Annotated in this window: 19 protein-coding genes; all 19 read right to left on the bottom strand. The window is 30.8% G+C overall.

The window, feature by feature from the left end; genetic code table 11:
* Window positions 1-4: 4 nt before the first annotated feature.
* Complete coding sequence (gene rpe / locus PZA12_RS06390) at window positions 5-649, bottom strand: ribulose-phosphate 3-epimerase (protein ID WP_077838829.1); 645 nt, start codon at window positions 647-649, stop codon at window positions 5-7.
* Window positions 643-1515, bottom strand: coding sequence for a ribosome small subunit-dependent GTPase A (gene rsgA, locus PZA12_RS06385; protein WP_078114848.1), 873 nt, complete (start codon window positions 1513-1515; stop codon window positions 643-645). The genes rpe and rsgA overlap by 7 nt, the downstream gene beginning before the upstream one ends.
* A gap of 374 nt (window positions 1516-1889) precedes the next feature.
* The gene (gene pknB / locus PZA12_RS06380) at window positions 1890-3836 is read right to left on the bottom strand and encodes a Stk1 family PASTA domain-containing Ser/Thr kinase (RefSeq protein WP_103698110.1); all 1947 of its coding nucleotides are present in this window, start codon (window positions 3834-3836) and stop codon (window positions 1890-1892) included.
* Window position 3837: 1 nt separating this feature from the next.
* Window positions 3838-4557 carry a Stp1/IreP family PP2C-type Ser/Thr phosphatase gene (locus tag PZA12_RS06375; protein WP_077844574.1) on the bottom strand — a complete coding sequence of 240 codons (720 nt, stop codon included), beginning with the start codon at window positions 4555-4557 and terminating at the stop codon, window positions 3838-3840.
* Window positions 4541-5602 carry a 23S rRNA (adenine(2503)-C(2))-methyltransferase RlmN gene (rlmN, locus tag PZA12_RS06370; protein ID WP_103698109.1) on the bottom strand — a complete coding sequence of 354 codons (1062 nt, stop codon included), beginning with the start codon at window positions 5600-5602 and terminating at the stop codon, window positions 4541-4543. Before rlmN ends, PZA12_RS06375 begins: the two co-directional genes overlap by 17 nt.
* A gap of 11 nt (window positions 5603-5613) precedes the next feature.
* Entirely contained in the window at window positions 5614-6933 is a 1320-nt protein-coding gene (gene rsmB, locus PZA12_RS06365) for a 16S rRNA (cytosine(967)-C(5))-methyltransferase RsmB (protein ID WP_077840599.1), read from the bottom strand.
* 14 nt (window positions 6934-6947) lie between these two features.
* Window positions 6948-7640, bottom strand: a complete 693-nt coding sequence (locus tag PZA12_RS06360) for a zinc metallopeptidase (RefSeq protein WP_103698108.1) — start codon at window positions 7638-7640, stop codon at window positions 6948-6950.
* 15 nt (window positions 7641-7655) lie between these two features.
* Complete coding sequence (gene fmt, locus PZA12_RS06355; protein WP_103698107.1) at window positions 7656-8582, bottom strand: methionyl-tRNA formyltransferase; 927 nt, start codon at window positions 8580-8582, stop codon at window positions 7656-7658.
* A gap of 22 nt (window positions 8583-8604) precedes the next feature.
* Window positions 8605-9063, bottom strand: a complete 459-nt coding sequence (gene def, locus PZA12_RS06350; RefSeq protein ID WP_077844578.1) for a peptide deformylase — start codon at window positions 9061-9063, stop codon at window positions 8605-8607.
* 12 nt (window positions 9064-9075) lie between these two features.
* Window positions 9076-11274: a primosomal protein N' gene (gene priA / locus PZA12_RS06345; RefSeq protein ID WP_103698106.1), complete on the bottom strand. Its 2199-nt coding sequence runs from the start codon at window positions 11272-11274 to the stop codon at window positions 9076-9078.
* Window positions 11275-11453: 179 nt separating this feature from the next.
* Window positions 11454-12638, bottom strand: coding sequence for a bifunctional phosphopantothenoylcysteine decarboxylase/phosphopantothenate--cysteine ligase CoaBC (gene coaBC, locus PZA12_RS06340; RefSeq protein WP_077840594.1), 1185 nt, complete (start codon window positions 12636-12638; stop codon window positions 11454-11456).
* 1 nt (window position 12639) lies between these two features.
* Window positions 12640-12858, bottom strand: a complete 219-nt coding sequence (gene rpoZ, locus PZA12_RS06335) for a DNA-directed RNA polymerase subunit omega (RefSeq protein ID WP_077840593.1) — start codon at window positions 12856-12858, stop codon at window positions 12640-12642.
* Window positions 12839-13477 (bottom strand): guanylate kinase, encoded by a 639-nt coding sequence (gene gmk / locus PZA12_RS06330; RefSeq protein ID WP_077840592.1) that lies wholly within the window; start codon window positions 13475-13477, stop codon window positions 12839-12841. The genes rpoZ and gmk overlap by 20 nt, the downstream gene beginning before the upstream one ends.
* Window positions 13477-13749, bottom strand: a complete 273-nt coding sequence (remA, locus tag PZA12_RS06325) for an extracellular matrix/biofilm regulator RemA (protein WP_011968480.1) — start codon at window positions 13747-13749, stop codon at window positions 13477-13479. The genes gmk and remA overlap by 1 nt, the downstream gene beginning before the upstream one ends.
* A 14-nt stretch (window positions 13750-13763) precedes the next feature.
* Window positions 13764-14645 (bottom strand): YicC/YloC family endoribonuclease, encoded by an 882-nt coding sequence (locus PZA12_RS06320; RefSeq protein WP_103698105.1) that lies wholly within the window; start codon window positions 14643-14645, stop codon window positions 13764-13766.
* Between the two features lie 426 nt (window positions 14646-15071).
* A complete protein-coding gene (locus PZA12_RS06315) occupies window positions 15072-15497 on the bottom strand; it encodes a hypothetical protein (protein ID WP_078114843.1) in 426 nt (141 codons plus the stop codon).
* 442 nt (window positions 15498-15939) lie between these two features.
* Window positions 15940-17418: a stage IV sporulation protein A gene (spoIVA, locus tag PZA12_RS06310; protein WP_011968476.1), complete on the bottom strand. Its 1479-nt coding sequence runs from the start codon at window positions 17416-17418 to the stop codon at window positions 15940-15942.
* A 356-nt stretch (window positions 17419-17774) separates the two neighbouring features.
* The gene (locus tag PZA12_RS06305; protein ID WP_023973347.1) at window positions 17775-18767 is read right to left on the bottom strand and encodes an NAD(P)H-dependent glycerol-3-phosphate dehydrogenase; all 993 of its coding nucleotides are present in this window, start codon (window positions 18765-18767) and stop codon (window positions 17775-17777) included.
* Window positions 18768-18769: 2 nt separating this feature from the next.
* The gene (gene der, locus PZA12_RS06300; RefSeq protein ID WP_023973348.1) at window positions 18770-20086 is read right to left on the bottom strand and encodes a ribosome biogenesis GTPase Der; all 1317 of its coding nucleotides are present in this window, start codon (window positions 20084-20086) and stop codon (window positions 18770-18772) included.
* Between the last annotated feature and the right edge of the window lie 9 nt (window positions 20087-20095).

Below are 20095 nucleotides of genomic sequence, written 5' to 3'. Positions count from 1 at the left end.
ATTATTACCCCCTTAGAGCTTTTATATTCTCATCAATTTCCCCACCATTAAATACTGCTGAACCTGCAACAATGACATTTGCACCTGCTTCTATAACCTCTTTAACATTTGTCTTATCAATACCACCATCAACTTCTATTAAAAGCTCTGGGTTCAATCTATCGCTAAGTGCTTTTATCTCTCTAATCTTATCTAAAGAATAAGGTATAAATTTTTGTCCTCCAAATCCCGGATTAACAGACATTATCAAGACCATATCTAAACTTGGTATTAAATCTTTCAATACGCTTGTTGGAGTTCCTGGATTTAAAGAAACCGCTGCTTTTTTTCCTTTTGACTTAATATAATTAATTGTCCTATCTATATGTTTATCTGCCTCATGATGAATTGTAATTATATCAGCCCCAGCCTCTATAAAAGCATCTATGTAATTTGATGGATTATTTATCATTAAATGAACGTCAAATACCTTCTTTGTTCTATTTCTAATAGATTTTATAACTGGTAAACCAAAAGATATATTAGGAACAAAAGATCCATCCATTACATCTATATGAATAAAATCTGCTCCTCCTTTATCTATTCTTTCTATGTCCTCTCCTAACTTTGAAAAATCCGCTGATAATATTGATGGTGCAATCTTTACCATTTATTTTTTTCCTCCTCAATTATTTCTTCTAATGCTCTTACATAAAATTCATATCTGTATCTATTAATCTTTTCGCTTTCTACAGCCTCTTTTAGAGCACAATTTGGTTCTTTATAATGTAAACAACCTCTATATTTACACTTATCATTATACTGTGTAAATTCAGGAAAACAATATTTTAAAGAATTTTTATCCATTAAATCTTTTATTTCTAGTGTAGAAAATCCAGGGGTATCAACGATATATCCGTCCGCTACCTCAATTAACTCACTATGTCTTGTAGTATGCTTACCTCTTCCAAGCTTCTCACTTACATTACCTGTTTCCATATGTTCTTTGTTGGAAAGCTTATTTATTAATGTTGACTTTCCTGCTCCTGATGGTCCACAAAAAACTGTTATATTTCCTCTAATCTTTTCTTCTAACCGCTCTATTCCTATTCCTTTTTTAGCATTTATAAAAAGAACCTCATAACCTATGACATTTATTCGCTTCTTTATTTCTTCTCTTTCTTCTTCCGATACTAAATCTATCTTATTCAAGCAAACTATAACCTCAATGTTATTATATTCACATAGAATTAAAAACTTATTTAATAAATCAAAATTTATGTCTGGATTCTTAACTGCAAAAACAACAAATGCTAAAGAAACATTTGCCACAGTAGGTCTAACCAATTGAGATTTTCTCTTATGTATCTCTTCAATAACGCCTTTTCCATGTTCCATCTTAATTGTAACATCATCCCCTACCATAGGCTTTATGTCCTTATGTCTAAATTTCCCTCTAGCTTTACATTCTATTAAGCCTTCATCTGTCTTAATATAATAAAAGCCTCCTATGCCCTTTATTATTTTTCCATTCATAATTTCCCTCCATAACTTATAAAATAAATTTATATATTCTTCTATAGAATGTTAATATATGCTGCAATAATTAATCAGATAAACGTAAGTTTAAGATTTTAATAAACCAAGTGCCTAAACCCGACTAGAACTTAACAACTTAATTGCAAAATATATTAAATTTCTAAATTAGTATTTTCTATCATAGTATATTTTCTTTTTAGAGATTTAATGTAGGTCTAAATACAAATATATATTGCAAAAATAATTCTTCATCATAATTCTAAAAATATTTTAAGAATTTTAGCCATAATTGTGAATTGTGAAATATGCATTGTGAATTGCAACATATATATCATAGAAGGAGAGGTTTTTATCAACCTCTCCTTACCTTATTATTGATGGTTTTGATTTGATGTTTTAGTTTGAGTGTTGTTTTGGCTGTTATTTGTATCATCCCATGGGCCTGTAGGATTAGTTGTACCTGGAGTATTAGGAGTCTTTCCTGGTGTATCAGTAGTAGTACCACCTGTTCCTCCAGTGTTTTTATCAGGAGTACTTCCATTTCCACCTGGCTTAGTATTTCCTTGAGGAGGATTATTAGTTACAGGCGGATCTTGTTTTGCAACATATTTACCAACTGTTATAACAATTGTAGTACCCTGCTCTACTCTATTTCCTTCTCCTGTTTGTTTTAAAACTTTACCATTTTGGCTTTCATCTTGTGTTTCTTGGGAATTTACAGATACTTTTAAACCAGCATCTTGTAATTCACCTGTAGCTGTATCTTGGTCTTTACCCACTACACCAGGTACTTTTGTAGTCTTAACTTCCGGTCCTTTACTTACAACGACTGTTATCTTATCATCTGCTGTTACTTCAGTATCTTTTTTCGGAGTTTGACTTATTATTTGTCCTTCTGGTATACTATCGCTAAAAGCTTCGCTTTTATCACTAATCTTAAGTCCAAAGGATTTTAAAATAGTAGTTGCAGTATCTATATCATACTCCTTTAAATCAGGCATCTTAAGTTTTGTTGCTCCTCCACTTACAATGACTCTAATCTGACTTTTTTCTTTAACTTTAGTTCCAGCATCTGGATTCATCTTAAGAATAGTTCCTTCTGGCTGATCGCTTGCTTCAGTTCCACCTTCTACTAAAACTAAATTTAAAGCTTCAAGTGCTTTCTTCCCATCATCCACATTCTTTCCTACTATGTCAGGAACCTGAACTTCCTTACTGTTAGCAGTAGCAGAACTAACCATTTTAAAAGCTGCAACACCTAAAACTATTAATAGTAATGCTAAAACTACACCTATTGTTATTTTCATTATTCTCTTCTTGTTTATTCCACTGCCTTTTTCATCTTCATCATCTTCGTAGTAATAATCATCATCGTCTTCATCATCATAGTCATCATCTTTTTTATTGGGCAACTTTTCCTCTTGCTTTGATATCTGTTCAGTTACGGCAGACATTATTATCGTATGATCATTGTCGTCTTCTTTATCTATCTTTGCATTAGGGTCATCCTTTATTCTTTGGAGATCTGAGATCATTTCCTTAGCATTCTGATATCTCTTAATAGGGTCCTTTTCCATTGCTTTTAAAATTAATTGATTTAAACTCTCAGGAATTTTTGAATTAACACTTTTTGGCGGAACAACCTCTTCCTGAAGATGTTTTAAAGCTATAGTTACAGCAGTATCTGCTTGGAATGGGAGATTTCCAGTAACCATTTCATATAATACAACTCCTAATGAATATAAATCCGTTCTACAATCAATAAAATTTCCTTTTGCTTGTTCTGGAGAAAGATAATGAGCAGATCCCATTATTGTACTAGTATTTGTAATAGTTTCAGAATTTGATGATTTTGCTATTCCAAAATCAGTTACTTTCATAACTCCATCTTCTGTTACTAAAATATTTTGTGGCTTAACATCTCTATGTATTATATTGTTTCTATGAGCACAATCTAAAGCTTTGGCTATTTGAATTGCAACTGATATAGCTGTTTCATAATTCATCTTTCCAACTTGTTTTATAATATCTTTTAATGTTTTTCCTTTAACATATTCCATTACAATATAATTTATTTCATCCTGTGTTCCTACATCTAGTATATTTACTATATTATTGTCAGATAAGGCTGCAACAGCTGTTGCCTCACCTTTAAATTTTTCTACAATATCAGGGTTGTCGCAAAGTTCTTTCTTAAGTATTTTAACTGCAACAAACCTATTTAATTTATTGTCTCTTGCCTTAAATACTTCTGACATTCCGCCTTCCCCTATTTTTTCTAACAACTCGTATCTGTTTCCAAGTACAATTCCATCCATGCTACATCTCTCCTCCAAACAACAATACTGTTATATTATCTCTGCCACCGTTTTGCTTTGCCAAGTATACAAGTTTATTAGCAATGTTTACATAACTTTCTCCTTCAGTGACGACTTGTAGAATCTCTTCTTTAGTTAATTCATTTGTCAATCCATCTGAACACAATATATAAAGGTCATATTCTCTGTTCTCTAACTGAAATATATCTACATTCACATTAATGCTAGTTCCTAATGCTCTTGTAATAATATTTTTCTTAGGATGATTTTCCGCCTCTTTTTCACTTATACTCCCAATATCAACTAGTTCTTGTACTAAAGAATGATCTTTAGTAATCTTTTTAATTTCATTGTTTTTAACTGCAAAACAACAACTATCACCTACATTTGCAACCTGTATAAAATTTTTAGTCATAAAACAAGTTGTAACAGTAGTTCCCATTCCACTTAAATTTTCGCTAGTGTTAGAGAAAGTAAATATATCTTTATTTACTTTCTCTATAGCTTCTACAAGTAAATTTTCTGCTTTACTAGAAGAAAAGTTTTCTTTTACGTAATCAACAATATTCGTTGCAGCCATCTGGCTGGCCACTTCTCCTGCATTATGTCCACCCATTCCATCTGCCACTACATAAATCTTGAATTCGTCTCTTTCTAAATACGAAGCAGAGTCTTCATTTAATGTCCGCCTTAACCCAACATCACTAACTAAACCTACCATTTTGCTCCCCCTCTATTTCTTGGGTATTTATGTAACTTCTTCTAAGTTGTCCACATGCTGCATTAATGTCACTTCCCATTTCACGTCTTGTAGTAACTTCTATTCCATGATTTTTTAGTATTTCCGAAAAATCTTCTATCGCCTTTTTTGAAGATCTCTTATATGTATTTTCCTTTATTTCATTTACTGGTATCAAATTAACATGACAAAGCATACCTTTTAACAATTTGCCTAATGCTTTTGCATCTTCTCTGCCATCATTTACGTCTTTCACTAGTGCATACTCAAACGTAATTCTCCTATTAGTTTTGCTTATATAATATCTACAAGCTTCTAATACTTCCTCAATACTATACCTATTAGCTATAGGCATAATCTCTTTTCTCTTATCATTACTAAATGCATGTAACGATATAGCTAGAGTTATACTAAGTTCTTTACCTGCTAATTCGTATATCTTAGGTACAATTCCACAAGTAGATAATGTTATATGTCTCTGCCCAATATTTAATCCATATTCGGCAGAAACTATTTTTAGAAACTTCATAACATTATCATAATTATCAAGTGGTTCACCACTTCCCATTAATACGACGTTAGAAATCCTTTCATTGATATAATCTTGAACAACCATAATTTGCGATAAAATTTCTCCAGTTGTAAGATTTCTAACTTTACCTTCAATTGTAGATGCGCAAAATTTGCATCCCATCGCACATCCAACTTGAGTGGATATGCATATGGAATTTCCATGCTTATATCTCATTAGTACAGATTCTATTAAGTTTCCATCCTTAAATCCTAACAAGAATTTTTCTGTACCATCTATATTAGATTTATATACTTCTATTATCTTTGGCAAACCTACAAAAAAATTTTCTTTTAGTTTGTGTACTAATGGCTTTGGTATATTTCTCATATCATCGAATTCTTTAACACCTTTATAAATCCATGATAATATTTGTTGACCTCTAAATGCACTTTCACCATTTTCCTTCATCCATGCTTTAAGTTCTTCTAAAGTAAAATCTAGCAAATTGTTCATTTATTCACCTACTATTGTCTTTTTTCTAATTTAGCCACAAAGAATCCATCCATATTTTCATTTGGCATAATAGTTAGAGAACCATCTCTATTGTATACTAAGTTATCTTGTTTACCAATAAAGATCTTTTTCACGCTACAGTCTTTATGTCTGCTAACAAACCACTCAATATTTTCTTCATTTTCTTCTTTATTTAATGTACAAGTTGAATATATCATTATTCCATCCTCTTTTAAATACATCCATGCACATTCCATTATATCTCTTTGAATTTTTATAATTTCTCTTAATTCATTTCTTGTCTTGTTCCACTTTATTTCCGGTTTTTTTCTTATTATTCCAAGCCCTGAACAAGGAACATCTATTAAGATTCTATCACTAGATGCTATTAAATCTGGGTTTAATTTAGTTGCATCACTTGTATTAACTTCAACGTTAGTTATACCTAATCTCTCACAATTTTCTTTTATTAATCCAAGTTTAGATTCATGAAGATCATACGCTAATACTTTTCCAGTGTTTTGAAGTATTTCAGCAATATGAGTAGTTTTACCACCAGGTGCACTACACAAATCTGTAACTGTCATTCCTTCTTCCAATTCTAATAATGGTGCTATAATCATTGCACTTTCATCTTGAACTGTGATTTTTCCTTCTTGGAATAGCGGATTATTTTCTATAGATTTACCACCTTTTATGCAAATTGCTTCTGGGCAAATAGCGCCTTCTTCAACTTCATATTCAAGTTCTTCTAATTTTTCAAAGACTTCATCATAATCTGCTTTAAGTTCATTTACTCTAACACTTACTTGTGGGATTGAATTTAATCCAGACATTATTTTCTTTGATACATTTTCACCATATTGTTTTATTAAAAGTCTTATCATCCAAGGTTCAAATGAAAACTTATATGCATATTCATCAATTTTATTTCCTAGAACTTCAATATCATCAGGATTTTTAGTGAAATTTCTAAGTATTCCATTTACTAACTTTGAATCATTTTCTGATATTTCTTTAGCTTCCTCTACTGCTTCATTACAAGCAGCATAGCTAGGTATCTTATCCAAAAAGTTCATTTGATATATTGCTACTCTTAAAATATTTAAGATATCTTTATTCATTAACTTAAGGTCTTTTACAAAGTTTGAAATTATAATATCTAATGTTTTTTTCCTTCTTAAAACTCCATAGACAATTTCAGTCAATAGTGCTTTATCTTTATCACTTAATTCTGCTTCATTTAACTCTTTTGCTAATACTATATTAGAGTAAGCCCCTTCATTTAAGACTCTTCCTAATATCTTTACTGCTAATTTTCTACAATTCATACGCTACCTCTTTACTAATCATTTCTTCTATTGCTTATAGCAATTAATCTTATTAACTGTGATACTGCCATTAACGTTGCAGCTACATATGTCATTGCTGCTGCGTCTAAAACCTTTTGTGCACTTTTAGTTTCGTCACCATATAATATTCCTCTAGACTTTAATATATTCAAAGCTCTGGTAGATGCATCAAACTCTACAGGTAATGTTATTAGCTGAAAAATTACAACTCCTGAAAATAGAATTATTCCAAGTGTAGTTAATCCCTTAAAACCTAATAATATACCAACAAAGAATAGCATCCATGATACATTTGAGCCAATATTTACAACTGGCACAATAGAATTTCTTATTACTAGTGGAGCATACCTTTCTTTATGCTGCAATGCATGCCCAACCTCATGGGCAGCTATGCCTGCTGAAGAAATAGATCCACCTGAATATACCTCTGGGGACAGTCTGAGGATTTTACTTGTAGGATCGTAATGATCTCCAAGCTTTGAATTTATCAATTCTATTCTAACATCAAAAAGCCCAGCTTCATCTAACATCATTCTTGCAACTTGTTGACCAGTATATCCATTTATTGTTCTTACTTGGCTATACTTACTATACGCACTATTAATTTTGGATTGAGCCCAAAATGAAATTATTATAGCTGGAACTAATAATATCATTGTTGGATCAAAAAACGGATAAAAATGCATTAAACATCAACTCCATTATTGTAAAATTATATTTTCCTCTATTTCATGTCCATTAATATATTGTTCTATTGTCAAAGGCTTACCATTAGGAAACTGTACTCTTTTTATTAAGAGAACATCTTCCTTACATGAAACTTTCACTCCATTTTTGCTTACATCTATAATAGTACCAGGTTCTTTGTTGCTTTTTTCTCTTAGAACTTCTGTTTCATATATCTTCATTCTTTCATTCTTATAATCGGTGTAAGCAATTGGCCATGGATTTAGTCCTCTAACTAAGTTATGAATCTCTTCAGCACTTTTATTCCAATCTATATTAGCGATGTTCTTATCAAGCATCTTGGCATAAAAAGTCTCATTTCCTTGCTTTTCTGGAACTATCTCTCCTTTAGAAATTCCCTCTATACTTTTTACAAGTAAGTCTGCTCCTCTAATCATTAATATATCATGTAATTCACCAGTTGTCATATTATTAGGAATTTCAACTTCATCCTTAAGAATCATATCTCCTGTATCTAAACCAACATCCATAAGCATTGTGGTATTCCCAGAAATCTTCTCTCCATTTATTATTGCCCAATTTAGTGGTGCAGCACCTCTATACATTGGAAGCAAAGATGCATGAAGATTTATACATCCATACTTTGGTATATCCAATACTTCCTTAGTTAAAATCTGCCCAAATGCCACTACTATAATAAAATCTGGTTTGAGCTCTTTTAATTTCTCTATCAAATCTCTATCATCTTTTAACTTTATTGGCTGGTATATTGGGATTTCATGTTTTAATCCTTCTTCTTTAACTGCAGAGTACGCCATTTTCTTTCCTCTACCCTTTGGTTTGTCTGGTTGAGTCAAAATAGCAGTAACATTGTACTCTTTAATCATTCTTTGCAAAGAAGGAACTGCAAAATCAGGAGTACCCATAAATACTATATTCATTATATTATCCTCCTATCAGTATTTATTTTTTTGAAGCCCCTCTACCTTTAACTCTATCTATAAATAAAGTTCCATTTAAATGGTCATATTCATGTAATATAGCTCTTGCAAGTAACTCTTCAGCTTCTATTTCGAATTCTTCTCCCTTTTCATTTAAAGCTTTCGCTCTAACGTAATTAGGTCTCATAACTTCTTCTGTTTCTCCTGGTAAACTAAGGCATCCTTCTTCGTCTATTTGAGACCCACTTGTTTCTATTATTTCTGGATTAATAAATACTAGTGGTCCATCTCCAATATCTACAACAAATAATCTCTTTAATATCCCAACCTGAGGAGCTGCAAGACCAACGCCGTCAGCGTCATACATTGTTTCTTTCATATCTTCAATTAATGTCAATAGTCTAGCATCTATTTTATCAACTTCTCTGCATTTCTTTCTTAGTACGTCATCACCATATTTTCTTATATTTCTTAATGCCATTTTGTATTCCCCCTATGTCATATTATTAGGATTAATATCTATACTAACCCTTATTTCATTATATACACTCTTATTTAATAGATAAAGTGTATCTTTAACTTTTTCACTAAACTCATCATCAAAATTTCCTTTTATTATTATCTGCCATCTGTAATTTTCTTTTAATTTAGAAATTATACAAGGAACTGGTCCGAGAATAGTAAGATCATCTACTACTAATTTTTTCAAATCAGCCTCTAAAGTATACATAAATTTTGTTAATTTTTCTTCAAATTTCGAAGATCCAACAATTAATAATATTTTACCAAAAGGAGGATTTTCCATCAACCTTCTAATCTTTATTTCTTCTTTAAATAGAGATTCATAATCCTCTTCTTGAGCACACTTTAAACTATAGTGGTTTGGCGTATAGCTTTGAACTATTACCTTGCCTTCATCTTCACCTCTTCCAGACCTGCCCGCAACCTGCGTTATTATTTGATATGTTCTTTCAGAAGCTCTGTAATCAGGCAAATTCAGAGACATGTCTGCCGCTAAAACTCCAACCAGTGTAACATTTTTAAAATCTAATCCTTTTGACACCATTTGTGTTCCAATTAATATGTCTGCTTCTCCATTTTTAAAACAATTATAAATGGATTCATGAGAATTTTTATGCCGTGTAGTGTCAACATCCATTCTCAATACTCTTGATTTCGGAAAATATTTTTTCACTTCTAGTTCAACACGTTCTGTTCCTGCTCCAAAAAATTTCACATATTTACTATTACATTTTGGACATACAGTTTTTGATTTCTCTGCCCTTCCGCAGTAATGGCATATCAAATATCCATTTTTATGGTATGTCATAGAAACATCGCATTCTGGACATTTAAATACATATCCACAACTTCTACACGAAATAAATGTTGAATACCCTCTTCTGTTTAAAAATAAAATTACCTGCTTCTTATTTTTTAAAGTTGCCTCTATTTCAGCTAAAAGTTTTCTACTGAACAATGATAAATTCTTACTTTTCAGCTCTTCCCTCATATCCATTATTTCCATATGCGGCATTTCTTTTCCATTAGTCCTTTTATGCATTTCTATTAACTTATATTCACCTCTGATAGCTTTGTAATAGCTTTCAACGCTAGGAGTTGCTGACCCCATAACTAATTTACAGCCCTTAATTTCGCATATGAACTCGCTTACTTCTCTAGTATGATATTTAGGATTATGTTCTGATTTATATGTATTTTCATGTTCTTCATCAATTATAATAAGTCCAAGATCCTGAAGCGGTAAAAACAAGGCACTTCGTGCTCCTATAACTAATTTAGCTTTCCCTTCTTTTACTCTATACCACTCATCAAATCTTTCACCATCACTTAACCTGCTATGAAAAAGTGCAACATTCTCTCCAAATCGGCCTTTAAATCGTTCAATCATCTGAGGGGTTAATGAAATTTCCGGAACTAAAACAATTGTACTTTTATTTTGACTTAACATCTCTTCAACTAGTCTTATATATACTTCTGTCTTCCCCGATCCCGTAACACCTTTTATTAGATATTTTTGATCAGGACTGTTTAAAATCGTATTAAGACAGTTTTCCTGCTCTACTGTAAGTTTCTTATTACTATCAGTATCATATATTCGAGTGTTGTATCTAAATACTGTTTGTTCTTCTGTCCTTAGTATACCTTTTTCTATTAACTTATTTAATAAGTATAAAGAGAAGCATCCATTACTAACAATTTCTGTTTTTGTATAAATCCCATTGTTGCTGGCTATGAAATCATATAATTTTTTGTAATTTTCTTTATCCAGCTGATCCGCTTGTATTTCTTCATTTACTAAAACTACTTTTTTCTTTTTTTCCCTTAGCCCCTTCATAATTCCAACAGGAATCATAAGGCGAATTGCATCAATAAATTTACATAAATACTTTCTTCTTAAAAATTTAATTACTTCCATATCATAGTTTGTTAATATAGCATAATCATCACATATATTTAAAATCTCTTTCACTCTATAATTGAAATTAATTAAATCATCTTCCTGTAATATTGAAAATACAAAGCCTTCTATTGGTCTGCTTTTAGGCCCAAAAGGCACTTTTACTCTAAATCCTATTCCTATTTTATCCTGAAGTTCGCTAGGTACTTTGTATGTAAATGGCTTATCAATTTCCAAAGCATCACTATTTATAATTATTTCAGCATACATGATATTTATACCTATCACCTCACATCTAATCTTATATTAACAATATTCAATATTAGATAATTACCTTCTGATTATTACGTAAAAGCTAATAATCAAAACTATTTCATTCCTATACATCTACCCTCATTTGTGTATTATATGTATAAGTATTTCCAATATTAATAAAAGAAGCGCAAATTCTAGCGCTTCTCAAGTATAATATCAAATAAGTTAGTTGCAATTTTTTCTTTGCTCATCTTATCCAAGTAAATTTCCTTACCTTCTTTAGACAAGATTATTACTTTATTATCTTCTGAGGCAAACCCAGTATCACTTGCTGTTATATCGTTTGCTACAATATAATCTAAATTTTTTCTTTGTAGTTTTGACATAGCATTGTCTTTTAACTCTTGGCTTTCAGCCGCAAATCCTACTAGAATTTGATTTTTCTTTTTGCTTCCAAGCTCCATTAGAATATCATTATCTCTAATAAATTCTATGCAAAGCTCTCCGTCACCTTTTTTTATTTTCTGTGTGCTATAATTTTTAGGCTTATAATCTGCAACTGCAGCTGACTTTATTACTATATCTGCTTCATCAAATATGTTCATAACTTCATTTTTCATTTCTTCATTGGTAGAAACCTCTACAACATTAATATCTTTTGGAGCTATTATTGATGTTGGTCCAGATATTAATGTTACATTGGCTCCTCTATTTCGTGCTTCCTTTGCTATAGCATAACCCATTTTTCCAGTTGATCTATTTGTAATAAACCTCACAGGATCTACAGGTGCTATAGTTGGACCTGCTGTTACTACAACATTTTTATTTAGCAAATCTTTATTTTCATTTAATTCCATTAAAACTTTGTCAACAATAATTTCAGGACTTTCAAGTTTACCTTTACCGCTTGTTCCACAAGCAAGTCTTCCTTCAGCTGGGTCTATAAATTCATATCCAAGTGACTTTAATTTCTTAATGTTTTCTTGGACTATAGGATTCTCATACATATTGGTATTCATTGCAGGTGCAAAAATCACTTTTGCCTTAGTTGCCATTATTGTAGTCGAAAGCATATCATCTGCTATTCCATTTGCAACTTTACCTATTATATTAGCTGTAGCAGGTGCTACTAAGAATACATCTGCTTTTTCTGCTAAGCTTATATGTTGAATCTCCCAAGCTTTCGGTTCTGCAAACATATCGCATGTAACCATATTCTGACTTAAAGATTGAAATGATAATGGGGTCACAAATTTAGTAGCTGATTCTGTCATAATTACATTAACATTAATATCTTTTTTAACAAGTAAACTTACTATTTCTAATGCCTTATATACTGCAATTCCACCACTTACACCCAACACTAAATTCTTTTTCATTTTATTTAAGACCTTCTTCTAAAATTTCAAATTCAACTGCATCTTGATCTACTTCATTTATTGCAATTGTTAAAGGTTTATTTGATTTTATTGAAATCTGAGGTTCTGCACCTTCTATTATTTGTCTAGCTCTTTTTGATGTTAAAATTACTAAAGAATATCTGTCATGTACCTTTTCTAATAAGTCTACTACTGATGGACTAATCATAGAGTTGTTCATGAATAATTCCCTCCTTTGAATCTAATATACTATCTTTTATTCTATCTACTCTGCATTTTTCAGCAGATATTATAGCTTCTAATTTTTCTACAGCTATCTCTACTTTATCATTTACTACAGCATAATTATATTTAGAAATAAAATTAATTTCCTTATACGCTGATTTAAATCTCTTCATTAGAGATTCTTGAGTTTCACTGCCCCTGTTAATGATTCTTTGTTTTAACTCTTCCATAGATGGTGGAAGAATAAATACAAAAACTCCTTCTCTTGTGTTTTCTTTAACTTTTAATGCACCTTGTATATCTATTTCTAGAATAACATCTTTCCCATTTTGTAACATTTCTTCAACGTTAGATTTAGGTGTACCATAGTAATTATCATACACTTCTGCATATTCTAAGAAATCATTACTTTCTATCTTTTCTACAAACTGCTCTTTGGACATAAAAAAGTAATTAATACCTTCTACTTCTCCAGCTCTTGGAGATCTTGTAGTAGCTGATACAGACAACATTACATCCTTATTTTTCTCCATAAATCTTTTACATATAGTACCTTTTCCAGCACCAGACGGTCCTGATATAACTATTAATAGACCTCTCCCTTTAGTAATCATTATTCATCATCCTCATCAACTGCCATATCATCTTTTGTAGATAATCTATGAGCTACTGTTTCAGGTTGAACTGCTGATAAGATGACATGATCGCTATCTGTTATTATTACAGCTCTAGTTCTTCTTCCGTAAGTAGCATCTATTAGCATACCTCTATCTCTTGCTTCTTGAATAATTCTTTTAATAGGTGCTGATTCAGGACTCACAATTGCAACTAATCTATTAGCAGAGACTATATTCCCAAAGCCTATGTTTATTAATTTTATTCCCATTTTTTACCTCCTAATTATTCAATGTTTTGAACTTGTTCTCTTATTTTTTCAATGGTATTTTTTATCTCTATTACTTTGTTAGTCATATTTATTTCTGTTGATTTAGATGCTATAGTATTAGCTTCTCTATTCATTTCTTGAATTATGAAATCTAATTTTCTTCCAATAGGTTCATCTAAATCTAAGGTACTTTTCATTTGGTCTAAATGACTTCTGAGTCTTGTTATTTCTTCATCTACTGCTGCCTTATCTGAAAGAATAGCCACTTCTAATGCTATCCTGCTTTCATCTATATCAACACCAGATAATAATTCTTCCAATCTTTCTTCAAGTTTCTTCTTGTAATTCTTAGGGATACTGTCAGCTACCTTTTCTATTTGTTCAACGTAATTCTCTATAATCTCAATTTTTGATAAAATATCAACTTTTAATTTTTCGCCCTCTTTGCATCTCATATCATTCATTAAATCTAGAGCCGATTCAATCAGAGGCGATATCTCACTAAAAATATCATCTAAATCATCATCCAACTCTTCCAATGTAATAACATCAGGAAATTTAGCTATTTTAGTTGTAGATATATCATCAATAACGTTCAATTCACTTTGGATCTGTTTTAAACACTTATAATACTCTTCAGCTAACTTCATATTTAGATTTGCTTTTCCAACGCTATTTCCATAGGCTTTATAATTAATAAAAACATCAACTTTACCTCTATTTAATCTTTTACTAATTATCTTTCTTATCTTCTCTTCTAAAGCTAACATCGTTCTAGGCATTCTTATATTTATATCTAAATATCTATGATTTACGCTCTTCATCTCTATAGAGAAACTTGACTTTCTTCCATCTTCGCTTTGAGCCCTTCCAAAGCTAGTCATACTTCTTATCAACTGTACACCTCCTTTTAACTTTTAAACAATTTGGAGTTTGCTTAACTAAGTATAATCATAATAAATTTCTATGTCAACATTCTGTTCACAAATTGTTAACATTTATATTTGCAAATTTGATAAATCTTTAAATTCATATACTTACTAAAAATTAGTGACAAGTTAAAAGTGGAATTTTCTTAGAAATTGGAACAACATCATAATTCTTATTTCGTAGATCTATATGTATAATTTCAGATCTTAGATGGTTTATCTATTTAAATAGCAAAAGATTACTTAACAACTATTTATTAAACCATTGTTAAGTAATCTCTCTAATATAATTTATTTTTTGGCAGGTCGGCGTATCCTGCATCTCTGATTACTAAGACTAGCGCGTGAGGAGCCTTTTCTCACCTCAAAAAACAAAATTTATTTCAAAATTAATTATAATATATTTTCTTTTAATTCACTATCTTCAACTTTTATTAATCTTCCCCTATATATTCTAGCATTCATTTTTGACAATGTTATTGGATACATAGTTGCGACATATATATATTGATCTTCTAAATCAACTTCCAATCCTAAAAGTAAGATAATATTATCAATCTTCTTAACTAATTCAAGAGAGTCACCAACTGATCTCTTATAATTTACACCAACATATTGTGGATCTTTAATCACTTTTTCTATAGTATCTATTATATTATCCTTGATTTTTTTTGTGAATTGCCTACCATGTCTTTTTTTTATATGGTTTACAACACCTGGAGAGGCATAAACTATTCTAGGTAAATCAAGCTCTAAGAGCTCACTTATAGAGATTTTAATTTTACCAACTTTCTTATAAGCTTTATACTCTCTTTTCATAATACCCCTCATTTATATCCTTTCTTTTATTATATCCCAGTAGTATGTATTTTTCCACCACTTAAATAAAAAATCATGGTAAAAAAAGTGTTGATTTTATTACTTCACAATACATAAGGCATATACGAGAAAAACGAGTCCAAAATACCATGATTATTTTCATTAGGCATGGAAGCAGATTTCTCTTATATCTAGCCTATTTTGGCTCTCTTCCTCCGTGAGCTGAGAACCAAAACCTATGATTAAGTGTGAATCACTTGCTCATGGATTCCAGCGAGTCGAGCCTCCCCATGTACTTGAAAATAGGTTTGGCATATGCACTCGTTATTCTCTTGATTATGCCTAATATGTAGTATCACTAATATAACTAATTTACTTAACTACAATATAAAATCAACACTTTGTTAGGATTAAATTATAAAAATCTTTATATCAGATTTTTTTAAAGTATTATACAGATTAATCCACCATTACCTTCATTAATAATTTTCTGCAAAGTTTTTTGAATCTTAACTTGAACATCTTCCGGCATTTTATATAGCTTGTTTTGTAATCCTTCTTTTACTAACACTTCTAAAGATTTTCCAAACATATTACTTTGCCAAAGAAGAGCTGGATCTGTTTCAAATTGTTCTAGAAGGCCTTTTACTAGTTCTTCGGATTCCTTTTCTGATCCCATTATAGGGCTTATCTCAGTTTTAATATCACACTTTATAAGATGTAAGCTTGGAGCACTTGCCTTTAATTTAACTCCATATTTATTACCTTGTTTAACTATTTCAGGTTCCTCAAACTTCATTTCTGAAAGTTGTGGTGCAACCAATCCATAGCCACTCTCTCTTACATCCTCTAATGCGTCTTTAACCTTATCATATTCACATTTTGCATGACTTAGGTCATTTATTATGCTGAGTAAGTCACTTTCTGAACCAACTTCTAAATTACATATCTCACTAAGAACCTTATAGAAAATTCCATCTTTAGGTTTCATAGATATTTTTGCTGTTCCACTGCCTAAATCAACTTCATTTATAGTTGCTTTTCCCATAAAGTCTTCATTTTCAAAATCATTTAAGCAGTATTTTATGTCTCTTACCTTAGAGACATCTTGACTCATGTTCATAATTATGTTGAAAAAATCTTTTTTTAGCCAATGGTTACATTCTAATTTCTCTAACCATTCAGGCATATCAATATTTATTTCTTTTACAGGGAATTCCTTAAGTACGTGTTTAAATAAATCCTCAATATCTTGTTCTTCCATATTATAAACATCCATAACTTGAACAGTTACATTATATTTATCTTCTAATTCTTTTTTCAATGCCTTAGTTTCTTGAGAATTAGGCTTATTAGTATTAAGAACTACAATAAATGGTTTATTTAGTGACTGTAATTCATATATTACTCTTTCTTCTGGTTCTACATAGTCATTTCTATCTATTCCAGTTATACTTCCATCAGTTGTAATTACTAATCCTATTGTTGAATGGTCCTTTATAACTTTTCTTGTCCCAATTTCTGCTGCATCCTCAAAAGGTATTTCGTAATCATACCATGGTGTATGAACCATTTTAGTTTCCTCACCATCTAGATATCCTAATGCTCCTTTTACAATATATCCTACGCAGTCAACCATCCTTACTTTAAATTTTATTTCATCCCCTAAATTTATTTCTACTGCTTCATTAGGTACAAATTTAGGTTCTGTTGTGTGAATATTTTTTCCTGAGCCACTCTGTGGTAACTCATCTTTTGCTCTTTCCTTTTTATAAGTATTATCAATTTTAGGTATTACCATAAGATCCATGAACTTTTTGATAAATGTAGATTTCCCTGTCCTAACTGGTCCTACGACTCCTACATATATGTCCCCTTGGGTTCTATCGGCTATATCTTTGTATATGTTAAAATTGTCCACATTTTTCCCTCCCATATTCTTTTTTCCAATATATATATATTCATCCTTTATTTAAAATATACAAATATAATAAATAAAAAATTTTAATACAATTCTAATCACTAAATATATGATTAAAATCATATTAAAATTCCTATCTTTAAAACTAAACATTAACATTAGGCATAATCAAAAAAGAATAAAAAAATAGTAGCCAACATGTTCAAACCTACGGATGGATTTAATCAAACTATAATTTACTAACATTTGAAAATACAAAACCAGCTATACAAAAAATTACTCTTTTTTGTATAGCTGGTACAAATAACTTGAATATAAATTCCTAAAGTATACTTATAATTTCAATGCTATAAATATTAAAATAATTCACTCTTTTTGTCTCTATTCATGAGTTCATCAATAATAGACTTAGCATTCTTTCCTTCAAATAATCCTTTATAGAGCCCATCTGTTATAGGCATTGATATACCTATTCTTTCCTTCAGTTGATAAAAGGCTCTACAAGCTTTTACTCCTTCAACAACCATTCCTACTTCTTTTAAAGCATCTTCAAGAGACATACCTTTACCTATCAGTAAACCAGCTCTTCTATTTCTAGAATGCATAGATGTACAAGTAACTATTAAATCTCCCATACCAGTTAATCCGTAAAAAGTTTCCGCTCTTCCACCAAGTGCTATCCCAACTCTAGAGATTTCCTTCATCCCCCTAGTTAAAAGTGCAGCTTTTGTATTGTCTCCATACCCAAGACCATCTATAACTCCTGCAGCTAACGCAATTACATTCTTCACAGCGCCACCAACTTCTACTCCTATTATATCGTCATTAGTATAGACTCTAAAATATGGTGTCATAAATAAATCTTGAATATCAGTTGCAAATTTCATTTCTTTAGATGTACTAACTATTGTAGTTGGTATCTTCATTACAACTTCTTCAGCATGGCTTGGTCCTGATAAAACTACAACTGGATTATCTAATTCTTCCTCAATTACAACTGATAATCTTTTATCTGTATCTTCCTCAATACCTTTTGCAATAGATATTATTGGAATATCTCTAGGGATTTTCCCTTTAATAGCTATACACATACTTCTAATTACATGGGAAGGTACTGATAAAACTATATAATCAGCACCATCTATTGCTTCTTCAATACTATTAAATGCAGTTACTCCTTTAGGAATTGCAAAATCTTTCATATACTTTTCGTTTGTTCTCTTAATGTTTATTTCATTAACAACATTCTTATCTCTATCGTATATATTAACAACATTATTTTTTTCTGCAAGTAAAACAGCTAAGGCACTTCCAAAGCTTCCTCCTCCTAAAAAAGTAATTTTACTCATAACTATTCCTTTCTTTGTCTGTATTCAATTTGTATTCCAGTTCCTTTGAAATCAAAACTATCTCTCAATTGATTTTCTAAATATCTTTCATATGAGAAGTGTCTTGCACTTTCATCATTTATAAAGAACACAAATTTAGGTGGTTTAGTTGCAACTTGAGTCGCGTAGTAAATTTTCATTCTCTTAATTCCAACAATAGGCGGTTCCTTCATAAGTACAGCTTTGCTTATGACCTCATTTAATATACCTGTTGAAATTCTCTTATTGTAGTTATCATAGCAATATCTTGCTAACTTAAGTACTTTATTAGTTCTTTGACCTGTTAGTGCAGATATAAATAGGTATTCAGCATAACTTAAGAACTTTAAATTTGATTGTAGATCCTTTTTAAAATTATCTAAAGTTTTATCATCCTTCTCAACCAAATCCCATTTATTAACAATAACCATAATAGCTTTTCTCAATTCATGAGCATAACCTATTATTTTTTCATCTTGTTCTGTAATTCCTTCTGTTGCATCAATCATAAGTATACACACATCTGCTCTTTCAATTGCTGCATAAGTTCTTACAACACTATATCTTTCAATTTCTTCTTTTACCTTGCTCTTTCTTCTAAGACCAGCTGTATCTATTAATATGAACTTACCTTCTTCTGTTTCTAAGTAACTATCTATTGCATCTCTTGTAGTACCAGGTACATCAGAAACTATTACTCTTTCCTCACCTAATAACTTATTAATTAAAGAAGATTTACCTACATTAGGCTTACCAATCATTGCTATTCTAATATATTCATCCTCTTCTTCATCATAAATAGATTTGTCAAAATGCTTAACCACTTCATCAAGCATATCACCAAGACCTAATCCTTGACCTGCTGATATTGTTATAGGATCACCTATTCCTAAATTATAGAATTCATAAGCATTATTTTCATCTTTTAAATTGTCAACTTTATTAACAACTAAAACTACTGGTTTTTTGCTCTTTCTAAGCATAGTAGCCACTTCATTATCTGCAGCTGTTAATCCTTCTTTACCGTCGACTATAAATACTATTACATCAGCTGTCTCAATTGCAATATTCGCTTGTCTTCTCATTTGTTTTATAATAATATCATTATTTTCTGGTTCAATACCACCTGTATCTATCATGGTAAAATTATAATTTAACCACTCTGCTTCTGCATACACTCTGTCTCTTGTAACTCCTGGTGTATCCTGTACTATTGAAATTCTTTTTCCTGCCAATCTATTAAACAAAGTTGATTTTCCAACATTTGGTCTTCCAACTATGGCAACTATCGGTTTACCCATTAAAATTCC

Source organism: Clostridium beijerinckii (assembly GCF_036699995.1).
GTDB classification, from domain to species: Bacteria; Bacillota; Clostridia; order Clostridiales; family Clostridiaceae; genus Clostridium; species Clostridium helianthi.
This window is presented reverse-complemented; position numbering and strand designations above follow the sequence as displayed.